This is a genomic window from Butyrivibrio sp. AC2005 (genome assembly GCF_000424145.1).
GTDB lineage: Bacteria > Bacillota > Clostridia > Lachnospirales > Lachnospiraceae > Butyrivibrio.
Genome location: NZ_AUJI01000048.1, coordinates 1 through 21806 on the forward strand (window position 1 = coordinate 1; position 21806 = coordinate 21806).

The window sequence follows — 21806 nt, forward strand, 5'->3', positions numbered from 1 at the left end:
TGTTCATTGCTGCATAGACTGCTATCTTCATCATATGACGGGGCGTTGCCTGGCCTTTTCTGATTCTTTCATATGTTGCATAAAGATCAGAAAGGTCCATCTCCTCCACGAATGCGCTTACCAGGCGTACCGGATCGTCATCTGCTACTGATAGGTCTATGTCGAGCGGAAGTTTTATTTGATGATTTAAGGAAGAAAGGCTATAATTTCCTTGTAAGATTTTATTTAGTAGCATAAATATATTTTACAGCAAAGACCAGGCTTTTCGAAGCCTGGTCTTTGTGTTAATCAAGACTTTTAGCACTAAAAAGGGGCCTCGCACTAATTCTTAGTGCGACAGCCCCCAAGGAGAAAAAATGGCTTGCGTTCTTTAATTAATTGAAGCCGCATTGGATTTATCTACGGGTGAGAAAGGTACCCACACATACATGTGGTTATCTGTGACATACTCTACATCCTTGATGGTACCTTGCTTTGCGAGGGCGATTGCTGCTTCAATGCAGGCTGCGCCCTGACCGGATGCTGACTGATAAACCGTAAACTGCATTCCACCATCGAGGATGGACTGGCATCCGTCCACAGTGGCATCGATACCTACAACAGGAACCTGTGAGGTATCGATTCCGAGCTCCTGCATTGCCTGAACAACACCGAGAGCCATGGAGTCGTTGTTGCAGATTACACAGTCATAGGGCTGACCGGTTTTTATAAAAGTCTTGAAGCCTTCAGCAGCTTTTTCCGTATCCCAGTAGGCGGTGTCGTTAAATACATAGTTGGCATTGATGCCGTTATCCTTAAAGTATTTCTTAACAGCCTTGGTTCTGTTGATAGCTGCAGGATGTCCGGGCTGTCCCTGGAAGATGACAACGTTTATTGAACCCGGTTTTCCAAGCTTGTTCCATACGTACTCTGCCTGCATCATACCGGCATCAATTTCATAACTTCCAACATAGATGTACTTATCCGGGGAAAGATGATCCTCGCTGGGCTGTGAGTTGGTGAAAATTATGGGAATATCACCTGCTGCAATTTCAAGCTGCAGCGCTGTATCGGTATCTACGGGATTGCAGATAATGGCATTGTATCCCTTGGCAGCAGCTGCGCTAATCTGCTCAACCTGTTCATCAACTGTAGCGCAGGGGGTTCCGAGGTCTACGGTGACACCGGTTTTTTTGCCCGCTTCAACAACGGAGTTCATAACGAGTTCCTTGAAGTCATCAAGGGTAATGGTTGAGAAAAATACCTTGACGCCGGAACCGTTTGTGGTAGAACCGCTACCGCCTGAAGAAGCACCGCCGCATCCTGCGATGGTAAATGCAGTCAGTATAACCACCGCTGCAAGACTAATTATTTTAGTAAAAATATTCTTCTTCACGATAAGACCTCCTCTTAAATCTTAAACTGTTGAACATGGGAAGTAAGAGTGTCAGACGTGTTTGCAAGCTCGTGGGAGTTGTTAGCCACATCTTCACTGTTCCTGGAAATGGTCTTAGCCTGTTCAACCATGTTCTGTGAGGTTGCCAGTATCTCATCAGCGCTGGCTGCCTGTTCCTCGGAAATGGCAGCTACGTTGGTTGCTACGTCATCTACCTTTTCAACGTCTCTGATCATATCCTCTATGCAGGCGTTGGAAGCCTGGATATTTTCATAAATCTGATCAAAGGTATCAACCGCAACATGTATAAGTTCACTGTTTTTCTCGATGCTTTCAGCACTGGCATTGGCCTGTCCGACTGCTTCATCAATAAGTCTGTGAACCTCTTCGATGAGGTTGGAAATATTGGTGGCACTCTCGGAACTGGTCTGGGCCAGTTTTCCTATCTGAGTCGCAACTACCGCAAAGCCCTTACCTGCTTCTCCTGCCCGGGCAGCTTCAATGGAAGCGTTGAGAGAGAGGAGGTTGGTCTCTTCAGCGATTTCAGCGATCATGCTTACGATATTTGTGATTTCTTCTGAAGCTGTTCCTACTTCGTTGATAGCATCAACAAGCTTGCTGTTTGCGGTCTGGATTCCATCCATTGCGTGGGAGAGCTTTTCCATATCTTCGCGGCCCTTCTGGGAAATCTTAACGGTTTCCTTCATGGCCTCATCAGCTTTTTGTGAATTATCACGTGTGTCGGCAACAACGGTTGCAAGTGTTGTTGCATTATTGGCGATGTCGCCTACTGCAACGGCCAGCTGGTCAACGGTGTCGTTCAGCTGCTGCATTGCTTCAGCCTGAGACTGTGATGCATTGAACATGTCCTTTGATACGGAATCGGAGGTTTCGGATTCCTGTTTGAGCTTTTCGGATTCTTCGCTGATGCTGGAGAGCATATGCCTCATGCTCTCGACGAATTCAGCAATCTTACTGCTCATTACACCAATTTCATCATTGCTTTCCTGCTGAACGTTTATAGTGAAGTCGCCTTCGCTCATTGCATGGATGCTCTTTGTAATTCCGGCAAGAGGAGCGATAACTCTGCTTACAACAAAGATGATAAGGAGAATGATAACAATAACGGATACAACGCCGGTGATAATGAGGTAATTACCAAGCTCCTGCACGCTTGCCATGATAACGTCTTCTGCAATGTATGAAACGAGAACCCAGTCAGTTCCCTTGATTTCCTGGAAGGCTACAACATATGCGCCAATATCCTGGGTGGTATAATCGCCATCATTTATAGCCTTGGCTATACTGCTAAGGAGTTTGTTGCTGTTATCTGTGCTAAGTGTTGTGGAAACAAGTGATGTATCTCTGTGAGCAAGGATGGTGTTGTCGTTAGTATCTACAAGGAAGGAACTTGCCTTCTCCATCTTTACACCGGAGTTAACGATGATACTGATTTTTTCAAGAGTAACGTCCGCAGAGATAACCTTTATGGAATCATCACCATAATTAATAATGGCAGCTGCGCTGACAACGTTTTTGCCCTCAGCGTTTTTGTAAGCTGTTCCATACTGCATATTTGCTCTGCTAAGTCCTTGCTTGTACCAGGTTGAGCTTGTGGGATCGGCTTCTTCAAGCTCTGACTTGGTAGGCTTTATAAATTCGCCTTCGGAGGTTGCTATGTGAAGACCCTCCGGGGCGTTGCTGTTGAAATCATAGTAGGAGTCAAGGATTTTCTGGAGCTGCTCCTCGTTAGGATTTAAGCCCTCGATACCTTGCTTGGCTGTTTTGAAAAATTCGAGATTTTCATTCAGCCATGATTCGATGTTGTTCGCCTGGTTGGAAATTGAGGAATTGAGGTTGGAAGTAGCAAGCTCAGTCATGCGCTTTTTGGACAAGGTTGTAGCGATAAGAACGATAGCAGCAATCATGATTACTACTATAGGAACGATGTAGATAAGCAGCCTGTTCCTGATTTTTCCGCTCCGACGGATTTTTAAGGGTTTTTCGCTCATAAAGGCCTCCTTAAATAGGTAAAGGAAACAAAAAACTTATTATTATATCAATTTTAAAGTTAGCACAAATACTAATAAAAATCTGTATGTATATCCTTAAATTTGCATAAAAAATTACGAAAATATGTATCAAAAAGATTTAAGAGCTACGCCGCAGATATGTATATCAGAAATATGCGTTTACGTCTGCGTCGTGGTTTTCTAAAATTATTAAAAAAGCAGATATCTCCTCTCACTTTGTTCGGGGCAGTCGATATCTGCTTTTTATAAAATTTTGAAAACCATCTCCTCGTCCGAGAACTGCATATTTCTGATATACATATCTGCGGCTGAAACTGCATAAATCCTTTTGGGATAAAGGTGAGAAGTCAATTGCATCTTACAGGTTAGGAGATTATACTTATCTATATATCTGCCATTGCGTGGCTATGGGTATAGATCAAGGATAGGTGAAGGGGGTTGAGCATGGAGAACGAAGAGCTTCTTAGAAAAATAGCAGAGAATTCGGAAAAGAGTTTAAAACTTCAGAAATTCAGAACATTATGTGTGGTTATTATAATGTTAGGGCTGGTGTTTACATTTTTCCTGCTGGTGCCAAGGGTGATCAGTACCGTGGATAAGGTCAATAAGGCAGCAGAAGCTGCGCAGGAGACAATCGCCAAAGCTCAGGAGTCCTTTAAAAAGGCTCAGTCCACAATGGATGAGCTCGATGAAATGGCCAATTCACTTACAAGTACCAGTGATGAGATGAACTCACTTATTACTCAAAATAGTGAGAAAATCACAGATTCACTTGAGAAAATGGCAGGTATAGATTTTGATGGATTGAATAATGGAATAAAGGATCTTCAGGATGCGGTTGGTCCTTTGGCAACCTTTATGAAAAAATTCAGATAATTACGGGAGGGTATGAAAAATGGCAAAGAAGACAGCAACAGACAAAATCATGGATCTTGCAAAGAATGTTGGGGAGGCAGCAAAGCCTTATGTGGAAAAGGCTGAACCCATCATTGAGAAGGCTAAGGAAAAGGCTGAGCCTATGCTTGACGAGGTTAAGGAGAAGAGCGGCCCTGTTATTAAGGATGTGATGGAGAAGGCAGAGCCTGTTATCAATGAGGTTAAAAAGAGAACTGCTCCCGCAACCAAGGTGCTTAAGGAGCAGAGTGAAAAGGCTGCTGATGCTGTAAAGGCAGCAACCAAGGATATTTCCGAGAGCAATGCCAAGAAGGCATCAAAAACTGAATTTTTCATTCAGTTCAACGATTATGAGGTAAGGACTGAGGATATCGCGCAGATTATCCGTGAGCAGTATGTTGCTGCAGGTCACAAGATGGCTGATATCAAGGAACTCCAGATATACTTAAAGCCTGAGGAAAACACGGCATATTACGTTGTTAACCACAAGGATACAGGCAAGTATACATATTAATTTGGAGCTATTATGGCAATTGAAAAGCAGACCTTCTTCAACCTGAGACATTACGAATACGGCGAAGCATTCTTTGGCAGCTACAAGGGAATGCGCTATCGCCTTGCGCGGGAACCTCTTGAAAACGTGTTCTTTACACCGGTTGATAAAAGAGACCCTGAAGCGAGACTTATGGCTACAGTGTGGCCTGAGCCCTACAGCTATTTTGATACAGAGGATGAAAAGAAAATATCAGAGAAATTCGAGATAACCGAGGAGGGCTTCGAAGAGGCCATCGCTTGGATTAATGCGCAATTCGAGTCGGGTAATTGGAGTTAACTATGTGGGAGCTGTTGCACTGTTTTTGGTGCACAGCTCCTATTATTTTAGGAAAATCATATTTCGGGGAAAAATTTGCATAAATATAAAAGGAAATGCAAAAAAAACGCAGAATATTATTAAGGTGAGGAGTTTTGTATGAAAATAAGGGAAAGCTTAGAAAACAGAGAAAGACTAAACTTAAGTCCATATGCAACACTCAGCATGAATTCCAGAGGAAGGGAAAATGAAGAGGAACCCTGTGATATTCGCCCCTGTTTTCAGAGAGACAGGGACAGAATCCTGTATTCAAAGTCTTTTCGCAGACTTAAGGATAAGACGCAGGTATTCCTGACACCGGACGGTGACCACTACAGGACGAGAATGACTCATACCCTTGAGGTCGCCCAGAACGCCAGGACCATCGCCAGAGCTCTTAAGCTCAACGAGGATCTTGCGGAGGCTATTGCTTTTGGCCATGATCTAGGACATACTCCTTTCGGACATGCGGGTGAGAGAGCTCTTAATGAGGTCTGTCCCTTCGGTTTCAGACACAACGAGCAGAGCCTTCGAACAGTCGAGATACTTGAGAAGGACGGGCAGGGACTGAATCTTACCTTTGAAGTTAAGGACGGGATAATCAATCACGAGATGGATCTTACACCGCTTACACTTGAGGGCAGAGTAGTCAGGCTCTCTGATAAAATCGCCTACATTCATCACGATATGGATGATGCCATCAGAGGCGGAATCCTTAAGGAATCAGATGTCCCAGAGAGAATCTGCAAAGTTATCGGACACTCAAACGGCGAATGGCTCGACACTTTTATTCATGATATTGTCGAGACCAGCTCCGGACGCAATGACATTATGATGTCGGATGAGGTCTGGGATGCGCTTATGGCACTCAGAACCTTCATGTTTGAGAGTGTCTACACCAATCCTGTTGCAAAAGGACAGGAGGGAAAAGCGGAGAATCTTATAAAAATACTCTACCAGTACTACATGGATCACGACGATCTGTTGCCCGATTACCTCACAAGGATGCGTGATACGCAGCCCAAGGAAAAGCTGGTATGTGATTTTATAAGCTCAATGACAGACCGCTTCGCTATAGCAAAATTTCACCAGTACTTTGTCCCTAAGAGTTGGGAAGTGTTATAAACTGAAGTCTACTCAAATATAAGTGAAGTGCAATATAAACAAAAGCCTTCCCCCTCTGGGGCGCACATCGTCCGGGGGACGATGGCTTTGCGCGGACCGAAGCGGAGCGGAGACAAGGTGGCGCGAAGCGCCGGATGAGGGGTGTTTAATAGTATAACAGGTATGTAACATGAGATATTCAGATGAGATCATCGAGGAGGTCAGATCCCGCAGTGACATCGTTGACATTATAGGCCAGTATGTGAGCCTTAAGCGGTCGGGTGCCAACTACGTGGGACTATGTCCTTTTCATAATGAAAAGTCGCCATCCTTCAGTGTATCGCCCTCAAAGCAGATGTTTTACTGCTTTGGATGCAGGGTTGGAGGTAACGTCTTTTCCTTTTTAATGAAATATGACAACTTAACATTTGGAGAAGCCATGAAAACCCTGGCGGAAAGAGCAGGTGTAAAGCTTCCTGAGGAGGATGAATCGCCTCAGGCCAAAATGATGCGTGACAAGCGTCAGACCATGCTCGAGATAAACAAGGAGGCTGCAAAGTACTATGTTTATCAGCTGAAAACTCCTGCCGGAGAAAAGGGACTTAAATACTTCAGGGACAGGGCTTTATCCGATGAGACGATAAAGAAATTCGGACTTGGATTTGCCAATGTGACAAGTGACGACCTGGTCAAATATCTGCGTAGTAAGGGGTACAAGGATGCGACCATAATCGAGGCAGGCCTTGCATCACACGATGAAAAATTCGGAACACACGACAAATTCTGGAACAGAGTAATGTTCCCCATACTGGATGCGAATTCCAAGGTGATAGGCTTCGGCGGACGAGTAATGGGAGATGGAAAGCCCAAATACCTGAACTCACCGGAGACCATGGTTTTCGACAAGAGTCGCAATCTGTTCGGACTGAATTATGCCAAAAATGCCAGAGCGGGTTACATCATAATCTGCGAGGGCTACATGGATGTTATAGCCATGCACCAGGCAGGCTTCGGAATGGCGGTGGCTTCGCTTGGAACAGCATTTACGCCCCAGCAGGCGAACCTTTTGAAGCGGTATACCGACCTGGTAATCCTCTCCTACGATAGCGACGGAGCCGGAACAAGCGCCGCCCTGAGGGGGATTGAGATACTTAAAGGTGCAGGCTTAAAAGGCAAGGTTTTGAACCTAAAGCCCTATAAGGACCCAGATGAATTCATAAAAAATGAAGGAAGGGAAGCCTTTGAGGAGAGAATCAAAAAGGCCGAAAATCCGTTTTTCTTCGAGATATCAGTAAAGCAGAAGGAATTCGACATGAGCGATCCCGCTGAGAAGACCGAGTTTCACAGGTTTATCGGTAAAAAGCTCTGCGAATTTACGGAAGCGGTTGAGAGGGAAAACTACCTGGAAGCCGTAGCGCAGAGGTACATGATAAGCGCTGATGACCTGCACAAGCTTGTGGCGAGTCTTGCAGCTGAGGGCGGAATAGTAAAAACTAAAGCCGCACCAAAGCCCATAAAGGCAGCCGGAGTCATCAAGGAGGATCCGTCAAGAAAACCGCAGCGACTTTTAATAACGTGGCTTGCAGATGAGCCGAAGGTTTTTTCTACGGTGAAAAAGTGGATAAATCCTGAAGATTTTTCAGATGACATGTACAGAAGCATAGCGGATGAGTTGTGGAAGGGAATGGATGACGGTAGCTTTGATCCTGCAAAGGTCATGAACCATTTTACGGATGAAGAACAGCAAAGAGAAGTCGCAGAACTTTTTAACACTAACCTTGTTAAGGTGGAAACAAAAGATGAACGTGAAAAAGCAATGCGCGATATTCTCTATGATATAAAGAAGTCAGGCTACGAGAAAAAGCTCTCGAATATGGCAAGTGATGCACCTGAGAGGTGGAACTTTACACTTGAAGGTAAGAGAACCTTAGAGGAACTCTCGAGAGCAAAGATAATTCTGGACGCGTAATACAATAGAAAGGAAGAAAATAAAAGTGGCAGAGAAGAAGACAAGCAAGGCAGCAGAGAAGGACACAGAAAAGAAGACAACTGCAAAGGCAACAGAGAAGGAGGCTGCAAAGAAGACAACCGAGAAAAAGGCTCCTGCAAAGAAGGAGACAGCAAAGAAGACAGAAAGCAAGAAATCAAAAATAATAATAACTACAGCTGCCGATAATAATAAGACAGCAGAGAAGAAAGAAACAGCTTCAAAGACAGCTGAGAAAAAGCCTGCAGAAAAGAAAACCACTGAGAAGAAGACGACCGAAAAGACTGCAGCCAAGAAGGAAGAGAAGGCTAAAACAGCTAAGGCTGCCGGCAAGAAGGCTGATACAGCTGCTAAGACACCCGAGTCTTCCGCTGATCTCGATGAGGAGACAAGAGAGAAGTTCCTCCAGAAGATCAGAGATCTTCTTGCTCTTGGAAAGAAAAAACAGAATACACTTGATTACAATGAGATAAGTGATTTCATGAAGGATCTTAACCTTGATGAGGATAACCTTGATAAGGTTCTTGAGCAGCTTGAGAGCGCCGGAATCGATATCATCAGAATGGAAGAAGATGTTGACGTTGATATTCCTGATGATGACGGTGTTGTTCTTGGCGACGAGGATGAGGTTGATATGGAGAATATCGACCTGTCAGTTCCGGATGGAATCAGTATCGAGGATCCGGTACGTATGTACCTTAAGGAGATCGGTAAGGTTCCGCTTCTTACAGCTGAGCAGGAAATTAATCTTGCACAGCAGATGGAAGATGGTATGATGGCTGAGCGCATCCTTGCAAATGGTGGTATCGAAGGCCTTGATGTCAAGGAAGAAGAGCAGGATGCCTACGAGCGCGTTAAGGATTATGATGAGAAGAAGCTTCATAGCGTTTCCTACATGGGAAATGAGGCAAAGAAGCGCCTTGCAGAAGCCAACCTTCGTCTTGTTGTAAGTATTGCGAAGAGATATGTGGGCAGAGGAATGCTTTTCCTTGACCTTATCCAGGAAGGTAACCTTGGTCTTATCAAGGCTGTTGAGAAGTTCGATTTCCGTAAGGGCTTTAAGTTCTCAACCTACGCTACATGGTGGATCAGACAGGCTATCACCCGTGCTATTGCCGATCAGGCCAGAACAATTCGTATTCCTGTACATATGGTTGAGACTATCAATAAGCTCATCCGTATCAGCAGACAGTTGCTTCAGGAATTAGGCCGTGAACCCACTCCGGAAGAGATTGCCAAGGAGATGGGCATTCCGGTAGAGAGAGTAAGAGAAATTCTGAAAATTTCTCAGGAGCCTGTTTCACTTGAGACACCTATCGGTGAAGAGGAAGATTCACATCTTGGTGATTTCATTCAGGACGACAATGTTCCTGTACCTGCTGATGCAGCTGCATTTACACTTCTTAAGGAGCAGCTCGTTGAAGTGCTCGGTACTCTTACAGAGCGTGAGCAGAAGGTTCTCCGCCTCAGATTCGGTCTTGATGACGGAAGAGCAAGAACACTTGAAGAGGTTGGTAAGGAGTTCAACGTAACACGTGAGCGTATAAGACAGATCGAAGCCAAGGCACTTCGTAAGCTTCGTCATCCCAGCCGCAGCAGAAAACTTAAGGATTATCTGGACTAATACTATGAAAAATGTAGTTTTATCAGAAAGATTAGGCGCAGTTGCAGGGCTCGTAAGGAGCGCTGCAAGCGTCTGTGATATCGGGACGGATCATGGATTCGTTCCGATTTATCTTATTAATTCGGGGGCGTGCGAAAAAGTCATAGCAATGGACATAAATAAGGGCCCCCTTGAAAGAGCAGATGAACATATAAGAGAATTTGGCCTCGAGAACAAAATTGAGACCCGTCTTTCAAACGGAATGGAGAAGCTTTCCGAAGGAGAAGCGGAAGTAATAGTCTGTGCCGGAATGGGCGGACTACTCATGAAAAGAATTATAGAAGACGGACAGCCCCGCAAAAAGGGCGTAAAAAGAATGGTTCTACAGCCCCAGTCAGACCTTCGGCTTTTCAGAGAATATCTGAGAAGTGAGCACTTTTTCATAGAGGATGAGGCAGAGATTTTTGAAGAGGGAAAATACTATGTCGCCATGAGCGTAAGAGTAAGTGACGACGATAATAATGACCTCTATGACAGAGCTATCCGCGAACTTGGTGATGTGAGCGAAGCTGACGCCATAAGGATCTGTGACCGCTTTGGACCGTCTCTTATTCTTAAAAAGGATGAAACTCTCAAAAAATACCTGACCCATGAGAAGGAGATTCTCGAGGGCATTTTATTAAAATTATCTGAAAATGAGCATACGGAAAGAATGCATGATATTATGGATAAAATAAACGATATTACAATCGTTCTTTCGATGTAATACTGTTTTTTTAATAATCACCATGGAGGTCATGTTATGCCAAAGCTTATTATTGAAGGTGAAGAGAGAGAATACGAAAAGGGTACAACCTTTGAAACGATCGCAAAGGATTATCAGGACAGGTTTGATAATCAGATTGTGGCAGTAATATATGGAACGAGAATCCGCGAGCTGATGAAGAAGGTGGACAGAGATGAGAAGCTTTCCTTTATCACTACTGCCGATGAGATAGGTAATAACACCTATACCAGAACAGCTCTTATGATGCTTATTAAGGCTGTCCGTGATGTAGCCGGTGATAAGCCTGCCTATACCAAGGTTGAGTACAAAATAGGTAATGCCTTCTTCTGCAATGTCAGAAGTGATTTTCCTGTTACAGAGGAATTTGCCCAGGGCGTTCAGAAACGCATGGAGGAAATGGTAAAGCAGGAGATACCGATTTTCAAGAAGGGCTATCCTCTTGCAGATGCTGTTGATATTTTCAGAAAAGAAGGCCTTGATGACAAGATAAGGCTCCTTCGATATAGAAGAAGTTCTGAAGTAAATGTCTATAAGCTCGATGATTTCAGCGACTATTTTTATGGATATATGCTTCCCAACACCTCATATGTAAAGTGGTTCAGGGTTGAAAAATATCATGATGGACTGCTTCTCCACCTTCCTTCCAGAAGGCATCCTGATGAGATTACGGATAGCGAGCCCAGAGAGAAGCTCTTTAACGAGATGGTTCGTTCCACACAGTGGGGACAGATGATGGGCATAGATACTGTTGGTGATCTTAATGATGCTATCTGCAGAGGCGAGTTCAGTAACCTTATGCTTGTGCAGGAGGCTTTGCAGGAGCGCCGTATAGGTGAGATAGCGCAAAAGATTTACGAGCGTAAGGATGTAAGGTTTGTAATGATCGCAGGACCGAGCTCCTCAGGAAAAACTTCCTTTGCTAACAGACTTTCGATCCAGATGCGCACCTATGGACTAAATCCTCATCCTATAAGTCTTGATAACTACTTCGTGGATCGGGTTGATACTCCTCTTAATGAGGACGGAAGCTACAACTTTGAGTGTCTCGAGGCTCTTGATGTGGAGCAGTTTAATAAGGATATGGTGGCTCTTCTTAATGGCGAGAGGGTTGAGATGCCTACCTTTAATTTCGTTTCAGGTAAGCGTGAGATGAATGGAGATTACCTCCAGCTTAAGTCCGGTGATGTTCTTGTTATCGAGGGAATCCATGGACTTAACGAGAAGATGAGCTATGCACTTCCGGCAGAGTCCAAGTTTAAGATATATATAAGTGCACTTACCACACTTAGCGTAGATGCGCACAACAGAATTCCTACAACCGATGGACGACTTATAAGACGTATTGTCCGCGATGCCAGAACCCGCGGAGCTTCAGCAAAGCACACTATCGCAATGTGGGATTCCGTAAGAAGAGGTGAGCACCAGAATATCTTCCCCTTCCAGGAGGGTGCAGATGAGATGTTCAACTCCGCTCAGATTTATGAGCTTGCAGTTTTGAAGCAATATGCAGAGCCGCTCCTTTTTGCAATACAACAGGACGAGCCTGAATACTTCGAAGCGAAGAGACTTCTGAAGTTCCTGGACTACTTTGTTGCGGTTGACTCGCAGACACTTCCAAAGAATTCTCTTACGAGAGAGTTTGTTGGCGGAAGCTGCTTTAAGGTTTGATATGAAAAGCCCCCTGCCTCTAATGAGGCAAGGGGCTTATATGTTATTCTGCGGCAGTATCATCACTGGCTGTAATTTCTGTAATTTCAGAATCTTCAGTGGTGTTGCTATTGTCGTCAACTGTAGTATCTTCTGGCGCTTCAGAATTTACATCATTGTTTTCGCCAGAATTTTCATCAGAAGTCACATCAGAATTTTCATCAGTATTCTCGTTAGTGGTTTCAGGTGTAGGTGTATTTTCTTCTGGAGCCACATTATCTGAGATAGCTTCTTCTGAAGGATTATTATCTGAAGGTTCTGCTTGTTCCTCTTCTGGCATTTCGTCCTGACTTTCATAATTTATGTCTTGATCGCTTTCATCGAAGATTTCATCATCTGCTTCATAATCCTCAGAAATGAATTCTTCACCCTCGTCGAAATTGAAAATTTCCTCACTTATATTAAGTCCATGGAAGTCTGATACCATTGAGGTAGCCAGAAGATTAGGGTTGGTGTAGTGCTTGGGGAAATCAATAGTACTAAAAAAGTTTTTTTAATTTTTTTTTTTAGAAAAAGTGAAACCTTTTTGAATCCTATCCCCTCTAAGTAGTATAAGACAAAAAAGAAGGGCAGGTAGAAAGCCATGCTTAAGGAATTAGATCAGGGATGGAATGAGCTAATACGAAAAGGAAGAATTCACAGAGGTAACAGACTTCTTGGGCAAATTACAAGAAGGAAGAAAGAAAAATTACGCGCATACAATTATAAAATGATTAAAAATGTTAAAATGGCACTTGTATATGATTGTGATTTGGATAAAATTGTATTAGCGATTTTTTATATAACAGTTTAATAAATTAAACAATATTAAGAAGGAGAACGGAAAATGGCTTTTTTTGAAGAGTTAGGTGAAAAGATTTCTAAGGGTAGCCAGGATGCTGTACAGAAAACTAAGGATATGGCTAATGTAGTCAATTTGACAAATGAGAACAACAATCTTGATAAGAGGATTGCTGCAACAAAAAAGCAGATAGGAATTAGCGTTTATGATGCATTATTTGAAAAAATGTCTTTGGAAGATATCCAGAATGCGTCAAGTCCTGCTGAGATTTCAGATACTCTTTGGACAGGTCTTTGTCAGTTGGTAGTAGATATTAAGAATTTTGAGCAGACTAAGCTTGATAATTTTGAAAAGATTCGTGATCTTAAAGGCGAGAGCCTTTGCCCTAAATGCGGTAAACTGCTTCCCAAGGGAGCTGCATTTTGCACAGCATGCGGCGAAAAGATTCAGAAGTCAGAGCCAGCACCTGTTGCTCCTGCAACAGGAAAAGTTTGTCCTAACTGTGGAAAACAGTTGAGTGAAGATGCTGTATTCTGTACAGGTTGTGGAACAAAGGTGGCAGAGTGATTTAAAAAGGTTTCTATAGAAAGTGGGAGAGACAGATATTCATATGAGAGTTTTGTTGCTGAATAAAGAGGTTTTTAAAGAGGGATAGAGATATGTTTTGTATATACTGTGGTAGTTCTATTGATGATTCTGCTACTTTTTGTCCTAAATGTGGGAAAAAGATATATGGTTCCAAAAGTACTGAAAGTGTTCTGATTGAGAATGCTCCTAAAAAGAAATCCAGAGTTCCGCTTTTGGTGTCAGTGATAGCGCTATGCTTTATTATAAGTGCCGGTGGTGCTGCTTACTTCGTCCTTCATATGGAGAAGAATAAAGTGGCTGATGTTGAGACCTCCGAGGAAAATAAAGAAACTGAAAACGGAGAGGGTGAAAATGCTTTGTCAGCATTGTTTGGTGGCAATTCGGAAAATGAAGCTGACATATTACAGGAAGATGCAAAGCAGGAAAACGTTGATGAAGCAGCTTTGGAAAATGGCTATGCTAATAGTACAGCAGTTGCCGATTCCCAGGAGGGGCAGTCTAATGGCTCGGTGGATTCATTTCTTAGAAGTTCACAGCCTTCAGATGATACAGGTAGTACCGTTTTAGCCTCTGCAAACAATGCAACAGGTCCTGGCGCGGAGTTTAATTCATCCATTGGAATGGAAAATGACTTATCGGAGAACTCTGATTACCTGCTTCCTGAGAGTAATGTCAGGCTCTACAGTGAGGCAGAGCTTAGGAAGTTTTCTGCTGAGGAATTGCGAATTGCCAGAAATGAGATTTATGCAAGATATGGTCGCAAATTCCAGGATACTGAACTTCAGAGGTACTTTGATAATAAATCCTGGTACAGAGCTCAGTACGAACCAGACGAGTTTGACAAATTTGGAAACAATGTTCTTTCTGATATAGAGAAAGAAAACGCTGAAATTATTAAAAAAGTAGAAGAAACAAAATCATAAAAGGGAAGCTGTCATAAAGGCAATACTGTCTGCATGGCAGCTTTTTTTATGCAAATTTTCGTTAAAAAAATGGCGAAAAAATTTTTTTAAAAAATTTTCAAAAAAAGTGAAACCTTTTTGGATTTAGATCCCTCTAAGTATTATAAGACGAAATGAAAGGCAGGAAAAATATGCTTACGGAATTAAATCAGGGATGGATGGAGCTGATACGAAAGGGGAAAATTCACAGAGGTAACAGACTAATTAAAAGAATGATTCCTAAAGTTACAGATGTTTTGAGAAAAAAGTGAAATCATAAATTAAAATATTCTTGCTAAATATATATATATATTATCATAGCCTGTAGAGGTGTTAATTATTAACATTTTTCTTAGGAGGGAACAAGTAATGAATATCGATAAAACATCTAATGGCTCATAGGCCTTTAGCCTTGCTCTAGGCAAAAATTCAAATACAAAAGAAACAATTATATTTCCATAGGAAGGAAAGGTATAAGTAATGTACTGTGCTAAATGTGGTAGTGAAATGGAAAATGATGCAATGTTTTGCCCCAAGTGTGGAGCGAAAGTTCTGCAAGAAGGAACAGGAATTAAGGCGCAATTGTCTAATTCAACAAAGATGGTTGCAAGTAATATATCAGGGAATAAGATATCAATTTCATATCTGGTTCTTTCAATTTTGCAGATAATCATTTTTATTCTTTGGTTTATGCCTGCCATTGCAACAAATAATTACGGTTACAAAGATGAAATTTCAATGGGCAGAGCTTTTATGGAAGTTCCGGTAATAGGAATAATAATAATACTTGTACAGGTAGCAACAATCTTGGGATCGTTAGCAAAGACAGTTAATAAAAGTATCAATACAAAGATTATCCCTATACTTGGAATAATATCTAACTTATTTGTCTTTTTTGGAGGCAGCTTTGTTCTTTCTGAAGGCTCCAGAGCATTACAGGATTCGGGATATGCAGGTGTAGCGACCATGGATTTTACTAATGCAGGCGCATTCCTGTTTTTTATGGCTCTTGTAATGTTTATAGTATGGATTGCAAATTTGGTCGTTGGAATAATAGTTTCAAAGAAAATGAAGGAGTATGCAAATGCTTAAGAAAAAGATTGCGATTGTAACTGTTTTGATGCTTGCATTCTGCACTGTTGGATGTGCAAAAAAAGGTACTTGCGAAACATGTGGTAAAACAGCTGAATTGTACCGCTTCACAGAAAAAACAAGCGTTATGGGCGTTGGAGAAACTAAGACTTTTAAGGTATGTGAGTCATGCATGGATGAAATAATTAAAGTTATAGATGAAGATACTTATGGTCTTACGACATACACATATGAAAAAATAAACTAAATAAATACATGTTAAAAGAAAGGAATAAAAAAATATGAAAAATGTTATGAAAAAGATGATTATCAGCGTATGCATGATGGCAGTTTTGTGCTTCACACTTACTGCATGTGGTGGTAAAAGTGTTGATGGCTATTGGATTGGAACGCATGAGAATAGTCAGGGAGTGAACATATATTATGCATTAGAGGTTACAGGTAGTGACTTTAGATTTGAGATATTTCCACTGAATCACGATGGAACAGGTGTTGGCGCAGTTGAGAAGACAGATGAAGGTGTTGATTTATACTTCGACACAGGTGAATGGGTGAAAAATAATCCCCTTCATGTAGCCCTGGCAGAAAGTGGTAAGCGTATAGCTATTACATGTGATAGAGATGATTTTGGGTCTTTGTCCATGAAAAAAGCAGATAAAGATGAATTCAACAGTTTTATAGAAGAACATCTCCATCCTGCTAAATGGGAATAATGATTTGTCACCAAAAAGCTAACTGAGAAGCAAATACAAAAGATATTAGTAAATTATATAACGTTTTTATTTCAGATGGAGGGAAATATAAAATGAACTATTATTCAAATGCCCAAAAAATAGGGATGTCTAAAAAAATTAAAAATGCCATGCTTATGATGGCTGCATGTTTCGTTTCTATTGCTATTTTTTCTATGCATCCATTTGTGGCAAAAGCGGTAGATTATAGTGCTGAAAGGTATAATCTGAATACTAATGGGTCACACTTTTTTACTGGAAGTAATGATACCTCACAAGAAACGTGGTACAAATTCACTTTGGATAAAACATATATTCTCGGTGTTACTCTGGATCATGTGGATGCATTCATATATGATTCTAATGATAATTTGGTAAAACAGTTGTACTGTATGGACTCTGAAAGAGGTACATATTATACAGCACTTCTAAAGGGTGACTACTATATTAAGATTATTAATGGAAGATGGCGGCTTAATCACACAGCAAACTTTTCAATTAACACCATAGAACCTGATGTGAACTATCAGTCTTTTGTAGAAAGTTATAATGATCCAAGCTCTCGAAATGACTCTGAAGCAGATGCTACTCCTATTGTTGCAGGCAAGACATATCATGGTATTTTAGGAAAGAACAATCCTATAGATTGGTATAAGGTTAAACTTAATGGAAAAACAAAGGTCAGACTTACTATAAAGAACATTGGGGGATATCCAACAACAATAGAAGTATTCAATGAATCCGGAAATCGTAAGATGGAATTAATAGCTACCAATGAAACGAAAAGTGAGGAACTTCCAGCAGGAACATATACTATTCATGCTGAAAGATACAATTGGGCTTGGAATGATAGTCAGGTTTCATATCAGATTGATATCGGCGATAGTGTAGATATGGATGAAAATGCCTCTGCTCTTATTAATAAAAAGCCAAGTGTTACGGCTAAGAAGGGCGGAAAGTTAGCAGTTAAGTGGAAAAAGGCTTCCGATGTAACTGGTTATGAGATTCAGATTTCAACTAAGAAAAACTTCAAAAGTAAAACAAAAAAATATACTGTGAAGGAGAATTCAACCAAAAAGGAGATAAAACTTCCTAAGAAGTATAGAGGAAAAAAGATTTATGTGAGGGTTAGGGCATATTCCGAGAGTAATGGTGAAAAGATATATTCATCATGGAGTAAAACAAAATCCGTAAAATCCAAGATGTAAAATGACTATGACTTCCCACTCGCAAAAAAAGTGGGAAGTTTGGTCTTTATAATAGTTTATGTTTGGACAACCTGTTAAATCTGTTACGATTCCAGAGAGTGAAAAGGAACTTACAGTTGGAGAAACTTATACAATTACACCAACTATTGCACCTGCAAATGCTTCCAATAATGAACTGGAATACGAGAGTTCTTATGAGAAGGTAGCAACAGTAGATGCAAATGGTAAAGTTACAGCTATGGCAGCAGGAAAAGCTCACATAACTGTTTCTACAACTGATGGAAGCAAAAAAACAGCCACCTTGGCAGTAACAGTTTTGAGTAAAGCTTTCAAAGAAACTTCCAGGGTAACTTCTATTGGAATAACAGCTTCTCCAGGCACGGGCTATACTGTAAGAAATGGTCAGATTACTGTAACTTCTACTGGTTATGATGCTGTAAATATTCAGCTTCAAGCAAAAGTATTACCTGTGGGTACTAATCAGGAAGTGGAGTGGAATATAAATAATCCATATAGTTATATTCCTGTATATGCTCCAGCAACAATTACTGAGCAGGGTCTTCTCACTGTTTATCCTCGTATTAACGGGGACTTTACAGTTGAAGCAATTGCGAAGGATGGAAGTGGAGCTATTGGAACCATTAGTATAGTAAACCAATTCAACTAGGAATAATACCTTTTTTAGGCTGCCAGTATTCTTGTAAGAGGATGCTGCAAATTAACCTTTTAAAAAGACAATTACATTTTTATGTGAAGGAAGGATAAGATTGCAATATGAGTAACGGAAGTTTTAAAGCAGATGAGAATGTAGAAATTTATGGATCACCGGGACCGGGTGGACGCGGGCGAGCATATGATTGGAGAACAGGGAAATCAGGATATGTCACTAACCAAGGTTATTTTGTTCCTGATGAAGATAAAGAACAGCAGAGTTCATATCATGGAAGCATGCAGACACAGCAGGAAGCTAAAGCAGCGCAGGAGAGATATGATAGATTTGTTCAAAACTGTGAAGATTCTTTTAAAGAAGGCAATAAGGAAATGATAGGGGCAGTGAGGAGGGTAGTCCATTTCTTTGCCAGACGTGCCGGGAAAAGAGCATATATAAATGAGATGCTACGCACAGGAAATGAAGAACAGGCTATTGAAAAAGCTAAAATGAGTGAATCCGCAGTAGAACTTATCGCATTGGCGATAGTTGTTCATTTCGTAATTTGTTTAATATTGGCTAATGTCTTTTCAGCATATCCAACAATAATAATGATGGTCATATTTTTGGCAGTCGTGTTTGCGGGTCCTGTTGTATTTGTTGGAATTTGGCGTGTTATGCATGAAAAGACCTTTTTTCTACGTTTTGAAAGACGTACAGAACCAGTTAAGAAATGGAAATATGTTCTTATAATTATTGGAAGTATTCTGTTCTTTACTGATAAAATTAGAAATACAATCGAGCAATATGTGATATCGCATAATGAAGAGTTGGCACATATGAGATCATGGGAAACTGCAAAATATGCACCTGTCGGGGATGCAATTTTCTTCGGAGCTATTGCAATCGCCATTGTCATAGGGATAATTGCGTGTGCTTTGTATACATTAATTAAGCCCAGAAAGAACAAGGAGATGGGGGCTCCTTTTGCCTGAGATAGATCTTTTAATGAGTAAAAGAGGATCAAAATGGGACAAAATAGTATTGATTTACAGGAAGAACTTATAGAATCGGTAAAGAGCTTTATTGAAAACAGAGATGAAGCTTCTTTTGAGAAACTCTATAAATTATCCTACAAGAAGCTGTTTGCATACGTTCAAGCTATGGCTAAGGATAGGGAGAAAACAGGCGATGTACTTCAAAACAGTTACATAATCTGCTACAAGAAGATAGATCAGCTCAATGATCCCTACAAGTTTATATCCTGGATGAAAAATATATGCTATCACGAATTGGCGCACAGTTATGATGATCGTGTTGATCTTCTGTCAGATACTCAGAGTGCTGATGAGGATGTAGATTTCTTTGACAATATTCAGGATGAAAAAATGGAAATGCCGGAAAAGGCAGCAGAAGATGCAAATCTTAAGAGGCTTTTGCTGAAAAATATTAGCACTCTTCCTGAAAAGCAAAGGATGGCTCTAATCGCTTTTTATTTTGAGGACAGATCCATAAAGGATATAGCGGAGGCAATGGGAATCCCGGAGAACACTGTCAAAACATATCTTAACAGAGCCAGAAAAAGCATGAATGAGCAGATGAAATCCTATGCTGATGCTAATGGACTTAAGATGGTACCTTTCGCTGTTGTGCCCTTTTTGGCAATGCTGTTTAGTGAGGATGTTCATGCCTGCGGATTGCTTGCAGGATCAGAAAGCATTATGTGGAACTCTTTAAAACCAGCCCTCGCGAAAAGTGGCATGAAAGTAGCTTCAACAGCAGCTGCTTCATCAACGACTTCTGCAGTCGGAACAGCTACCGGTGCTGCTTCATCATCAGCAACGGCTACGACTGCTGGAGCTTCCGCTATGGGAATAGGAGTAAAGCTTGCTATTGGTGGTCTTGTAGCCACGCTGGTTGGAGGTGGAGTAGGAGTAGTCGCTACGCGCAAATATATTGAGAATACTCGCGAAGAAGAGGTGGCAGTTGTTTCTGAAAATGAAGAGGCTGCCACTGATTTGGAGACTATAGAACCAACAGAAGAAATCGCTACGGAGCCTGAGGTAAAAGAGATAGCTGAAGAAGATTCGAGCTTGTCAGATACAAAAAAAGTTTGGGAAGATATGGAACTGACAGAATACTATGATTCAGTTCTGGGGATCCATTTCTATCTGCCCTCAGAATTGCAGGTGGAGCTTGTTCCAACCGGGAAATGTTTAAATGGCATGGCAGTAAGGGTTACAGGTATGGGGATAGATGGAGAATATATCTTTTTTACTTCATACAGTCCAAAAAAAATTGATGAATATGATGGAAATGCAGAAGGAAGTTATGAATATAAAGAAATCTATGAGGATAATTACCACAGGCATTACAACTTGGGGTTTGTCACAGTTGAAGCGAGTGCTGAATTTGGGCTTGATTTTTCTGAGGCTGCACAACAGTTTATAAGTGATTATTCTGATAAGATTGTAGAGACTGCATCTGTGGATTCTGACGTGTTACCACTCCATTATACTTTTGGTTGGGCTGGCCCTGAATGCGATAATCCAGTTGTTGACTATTCAGTGAAAAATATAAATTCAAATTGGGTAGAACATGGTGAAGAAGGATCTCTGTGGCTTGTGGCAGGAATAGATTTTCCGCCGGGAATATACCATATTCAGGATATATACGGAACTGGTAGTGTTGTAATCTTTTATGAATCGAGCGAAAATAAGTCGTTTAGAGGAGAAGTTAAAAAATATACTGGGGTTGAAACTCATGTAGATACTACAATTGAAATAAAAAATAATGAAGTATTGTGGCTTGCGCCTGTGTATACTGACTGCCTGGGTGTAACACTGGACTATGTACCATCAGAGTAAAAAATTTTGAATGTGGAATAAAATTCCGCAGAAAACACAAGGCTTGACATAATTTTATACACTGATAAAATGCTTATGTATGAGCAGGACAAATGATCGCGGCCGCAGGTCCCGAAAGGGCGCGGGTGAGGAAAGTCCGGGCTTCGTAGGGCAGGATACCGGATAACGTCCGGCGGAGGTGACTCCCGGGAAAGTGCAACAGAAAACAACCGCTCTTTATGAGTAAGGGTGAAAAGGCGGTGTAAGAGACCACCGTGCAGATGGTAACATCTGTAGCCATGTAAACCCTATCCGAAGCAAGACCAAAAAGAAAACTATGGGCCGGCCCGGTCCGTTTTCAGGTGGGTCGCTTGAGGCTGTCGGCAACGGCAGTCCTAGATAGATGATCATTCTCGACATAACCCGGCTTACAGGCCTGCTCATACATAAAATAACTGGTAACAAGTCCTGTAATTATTCTGTTTTTGCTGTCGTTTTATTCTGTGCTTATTCTGTTTTGATGCCTGCGTATCCTGTGTCATTTCTTTTTGGATTATTTTATTTCGACACTCCGATTTACAAAACTTTTTCCCGATTGACCGCTATACTGTGGTTATAAAACAATTCATA

The 21806-nt window shown here is 41.4% G+C and carries 21 protein-coding genes, 1 other RNA gene and 1 pseudogene; 19 read left to right on the plus strand and 4 right to left on the minus strand.

Annotation, left to right across the window (positions count from 1 at the left end; genetic code table 11):
• From G602_RS30995 to G602_RS0113945, 3 genes and pseudogenes are all read right to left on the minus strand, one after another.
• Positions 1 to 235: pseudogene (locus G602_RS30995) on the minus strand (IS5/IS1182 family transposase); the annotation flags it as partial.
• Between the two features lie 135 nt (positions 236 to 370).
• Positions 371 to 1375: a substrate-binding domain-containing protein gene (locus G602_RS0113940; protein WP_026659554.1), complete on the minus strand. Its 1005-nt coding sequence runs from the start codon at positions 1373 to 1375 to the stop codon at positions 371 to 373.
• Positions 1376 to 1389: 14 nt separating this feature from the next.
• Positions 1390 to 3387, minus strand: coding sequence for a methyl-accepting chemotaxis protein (locus G602_RS0113945; protein ID WP_026659556.1), 1998 nt, complete (start codon positions 3385 to 3387; stop codon positions 1390 to 1392).
• A gap of 465 nt (positions 3388 to 3852) precedes the next feature.
• Here G602_RS0113945 and G602_RS29035 point away from each other — a divergent pair, with 465 nt between their 5' ends.
• The 8 genes from G602_RS29035 to G602_RS0113985 all read left to right on the plus strand — a co-directional run bounded on the left by G602_RS29035 (position 3853) and on the right by G602_RS0113985 (position 12301).
• The gene (locus G602_RS29035; RefSeq protein WP_026659557.1) at positions 3853 to 4284 is read left to right on the plus strand and encodes a hypothetical protein; all 432 of its coding nucleotides are present in this window, start codon (positions 3853 to 3855) and stop codon (positions 4282 to 4284) included.
• A gap of 19 nt (positions 4285 to 4303) precedes the next feature.
• Positions 4304 to 4816, plus strand: a complete 513-nt coding sequence (locus G602_RS29040) for a DUF6465 family protein (protein WP_049945232.1) — start codon at positions 4304 to 4306, stop codon at positions 4814 to 4816.
• Between the two features lie 12 nt (positions 4817 to 4828).
• Positions 4829 to 5134, plus strand: coding sequence for a hypothetical protein (locus tag G602_RS0113960; protein WP_026659558.1), 306 nt, complete (start codon positions 4829 to 4831; stop codon positions 5132 to 5134).
• A gap of 138 nt (positions 5135 to 5272) precedes the next feature.
• Positions 5273 to 6277, plus strand: coding sequence for a deoxyguanosinetriphosphate triphosphohydrolase (locus G602_RS0113965; protein ID WP_026659559.1), 1005 nt, complete (start codon positions 5273 to 5275; stop codon positions 6275 to 6277).
• Positions 6278 to 6446: 169 nt separating this feature from the next.
• On the plus strand, positions 6447 to 8225 hold the full coding sequence (gene dnaG, locus G602_RS0113970) for a DNA primase (protein WP_026659560.1): 1779 nt from the start codon (positions 6447 to 6449) through the stop codon (positions 8223 to 8225).
• A 430-nt stretch (positions 8226 to 8655) separates the two neighbouring features.
• On the plus strand, positions 8656 to 9867 hold the full coding sequence (gene rpoD, locus G602_RS0113975; protein WP_026659561.1) for an RNA polymerase sigma factor RpoD: 1212 nt from the start codon (positions 8656 to 8658) through the stop codon (positions 9865 to 9867).
• Positions 9868 to 9871: 4 nt separating this feature from the next.
• Positions 9872 to 10612, plus strand: a complete 741-nt coding sequence (locus G602_RS0113980; protein WP_026659562.1) for a class I SAM-dependent methyltransferase — start codon at positions 9872 to 9874, stop codon at positions 10610 to 10612.
• A 36-nt stretch (positions 10613 to 10648) separates the two neighbouring features.
• Positions 10649 to 12301, plus strand: a complete 1653-nt coding sequence (locus tag G602_RS0113985) for a nucleoside kinase (protein ID WP_026659564.1) — start codon at positions 10649 to 10651, stop codon at positions 12299 to 12301.
• 43 nt (positions 12302 to 12344) lie between these two features.
• Here G602_RS0113985 and G602_RS0113990 read toward each other — a convergent pair whose 3' ends face one another.
• Positions 12345 to 12767, minus strand: coding sequence for a hypothetical protein (locus tag G602_RS0113990; protein WP_026659565.1), 423 nt, complete (start codon positions 12765 to 12767; stop codon positions 12345 to 12347).
• Positions 12768 to 12923: 156 nt separating this feature from the next.
• On the opposite strand from G602_RS0113990, the gene G602_RS0113995 reads away from it, so the two are divergent.
• From G602_RS0113995 to rnpB, 11 genes are all read left to right on the plus strand, one after another.
• Positions 12924 to 13133 carry a hypothetical protein gene (locus G602_RS0113995; RefSeq protein ID WP_026659566.1) on the plus strand — a complete coding sequence of 70 codons (210 nt, stop codon included), beginning with the start codon at positions 12924 to 12926 and terminating at the stop codon, positions 13131 to 13133.
• A 33-nt stretch (positions 13134 to 13166) separates the two neighbouring features.
• Entirely contained in the window at positions 13167 to 13688 is a 522-nt protein-coding gene (locus G602_RS0114000) for a zinc ribbon domain-containing protein (RefSeq protein WP_026659567.1), read from the plus strand.
• 92 nt (positions 13689 to 13780) lie between these two features.
• On the plus strand, positions 13781 to 14632 hold the full coding sequence (locus G602_RS29045; protein ID WP_026659568.1) for a YARHG domain-containing protein: 852 nt from the start codon (positions 13781 to 13783) through the stop codon (positions 14630 to 14632).
• A 498-nt stretch (positions 14633 to 15130) separates the two neighbouring features.
• Positions 15131 to 15742, plus strand: a complete 612-nt coding sequence (locus tag G602_RS0114015; protein ID WP_026659570.1) for a zinc ribbon domain-containing protein — start codon at positions 15131 to 15133, stop codon at positions 15740 to 15742.
• A complete protein-coding gene (locus G602_RS0114020; protein ID WP_026659571.1) occupies positions 15735 to 15989 on the plus strand; it encodes a hypothetical protein in 255 nt (84 codons plus the stop codon). Before G602_RS0114015 ends, G602_RS0114020 begins: the two co-directional genes overlap by 8 nt.
• 34 nt (positions 15990 to 16023) lie before the next feature.
• Complete coding sequence (locus G602_RS0114025) at positions 16024 to 16455, plus strand: hypothetical protein (protein ID WP_026659572.1); 432 nt, start codon at positions 16024 to 16026, stop codon at positions 16453 to 16455.
• Between the two features lie 92 nt (positions 16456 to 16547).
• The gene (locus G602_RS0114030; protein ID WP_026659573.1) at positions 16548 to 17681 is read left to right on the plus strand and encodes a hypothetical protein; all 1134 of its coding nucleotides are present in this window, start codon (positions 16548 to 16550) and stop codon (positions 17679 to 17681) included.
• A 58-nt stretch (positions 17682 to 17739) separates the two neighbouring features.
• Positions 17740 to 18348, plus strand: coding sequence for an Ig-like domain-containing protein (locus G602_RS29050; protein WP_049945233.1), 609 nt, complete (start codon positions 17740 to 17742; stop codon positions 18346 to 18348).
• Between the two features lie 107 nt (positions 18349 to 18455).
• Positions 18456 to 19325 carry a hypothetical protein gene (locus G602_RS0114040; RefSeq protein ID WP_026659574.1) on the plus strand — a complete coding sequence of 290 codons (870 nt, stop codon included), beginning with the start codon at positions 18456 to 18458 and terminating at the stop codon, positions 19323 to 19325.
• A gap of 33 nt (positions 19326 to 19358) precedes the next feature.
• A complete protein-coding gene (locus G602_RS29055; protein ID WP_049945234.1) occupies positions 19359 to 21197 on the plus strand; it encodes an RNA polymerase sigma factor in 1839 nt (612 codons plus the stop codon).
• A gap of 80 nt (positions 21198 to 21277) precedes the next feature.
• An RNA gene (gene rnpB / locus G602_RS29060) (RNase P RNA component class A) lies at positions 21278 to 21623 on the plus strand.
• Positions 21624 to 21806: the final 183 nt, after the last annotated feature.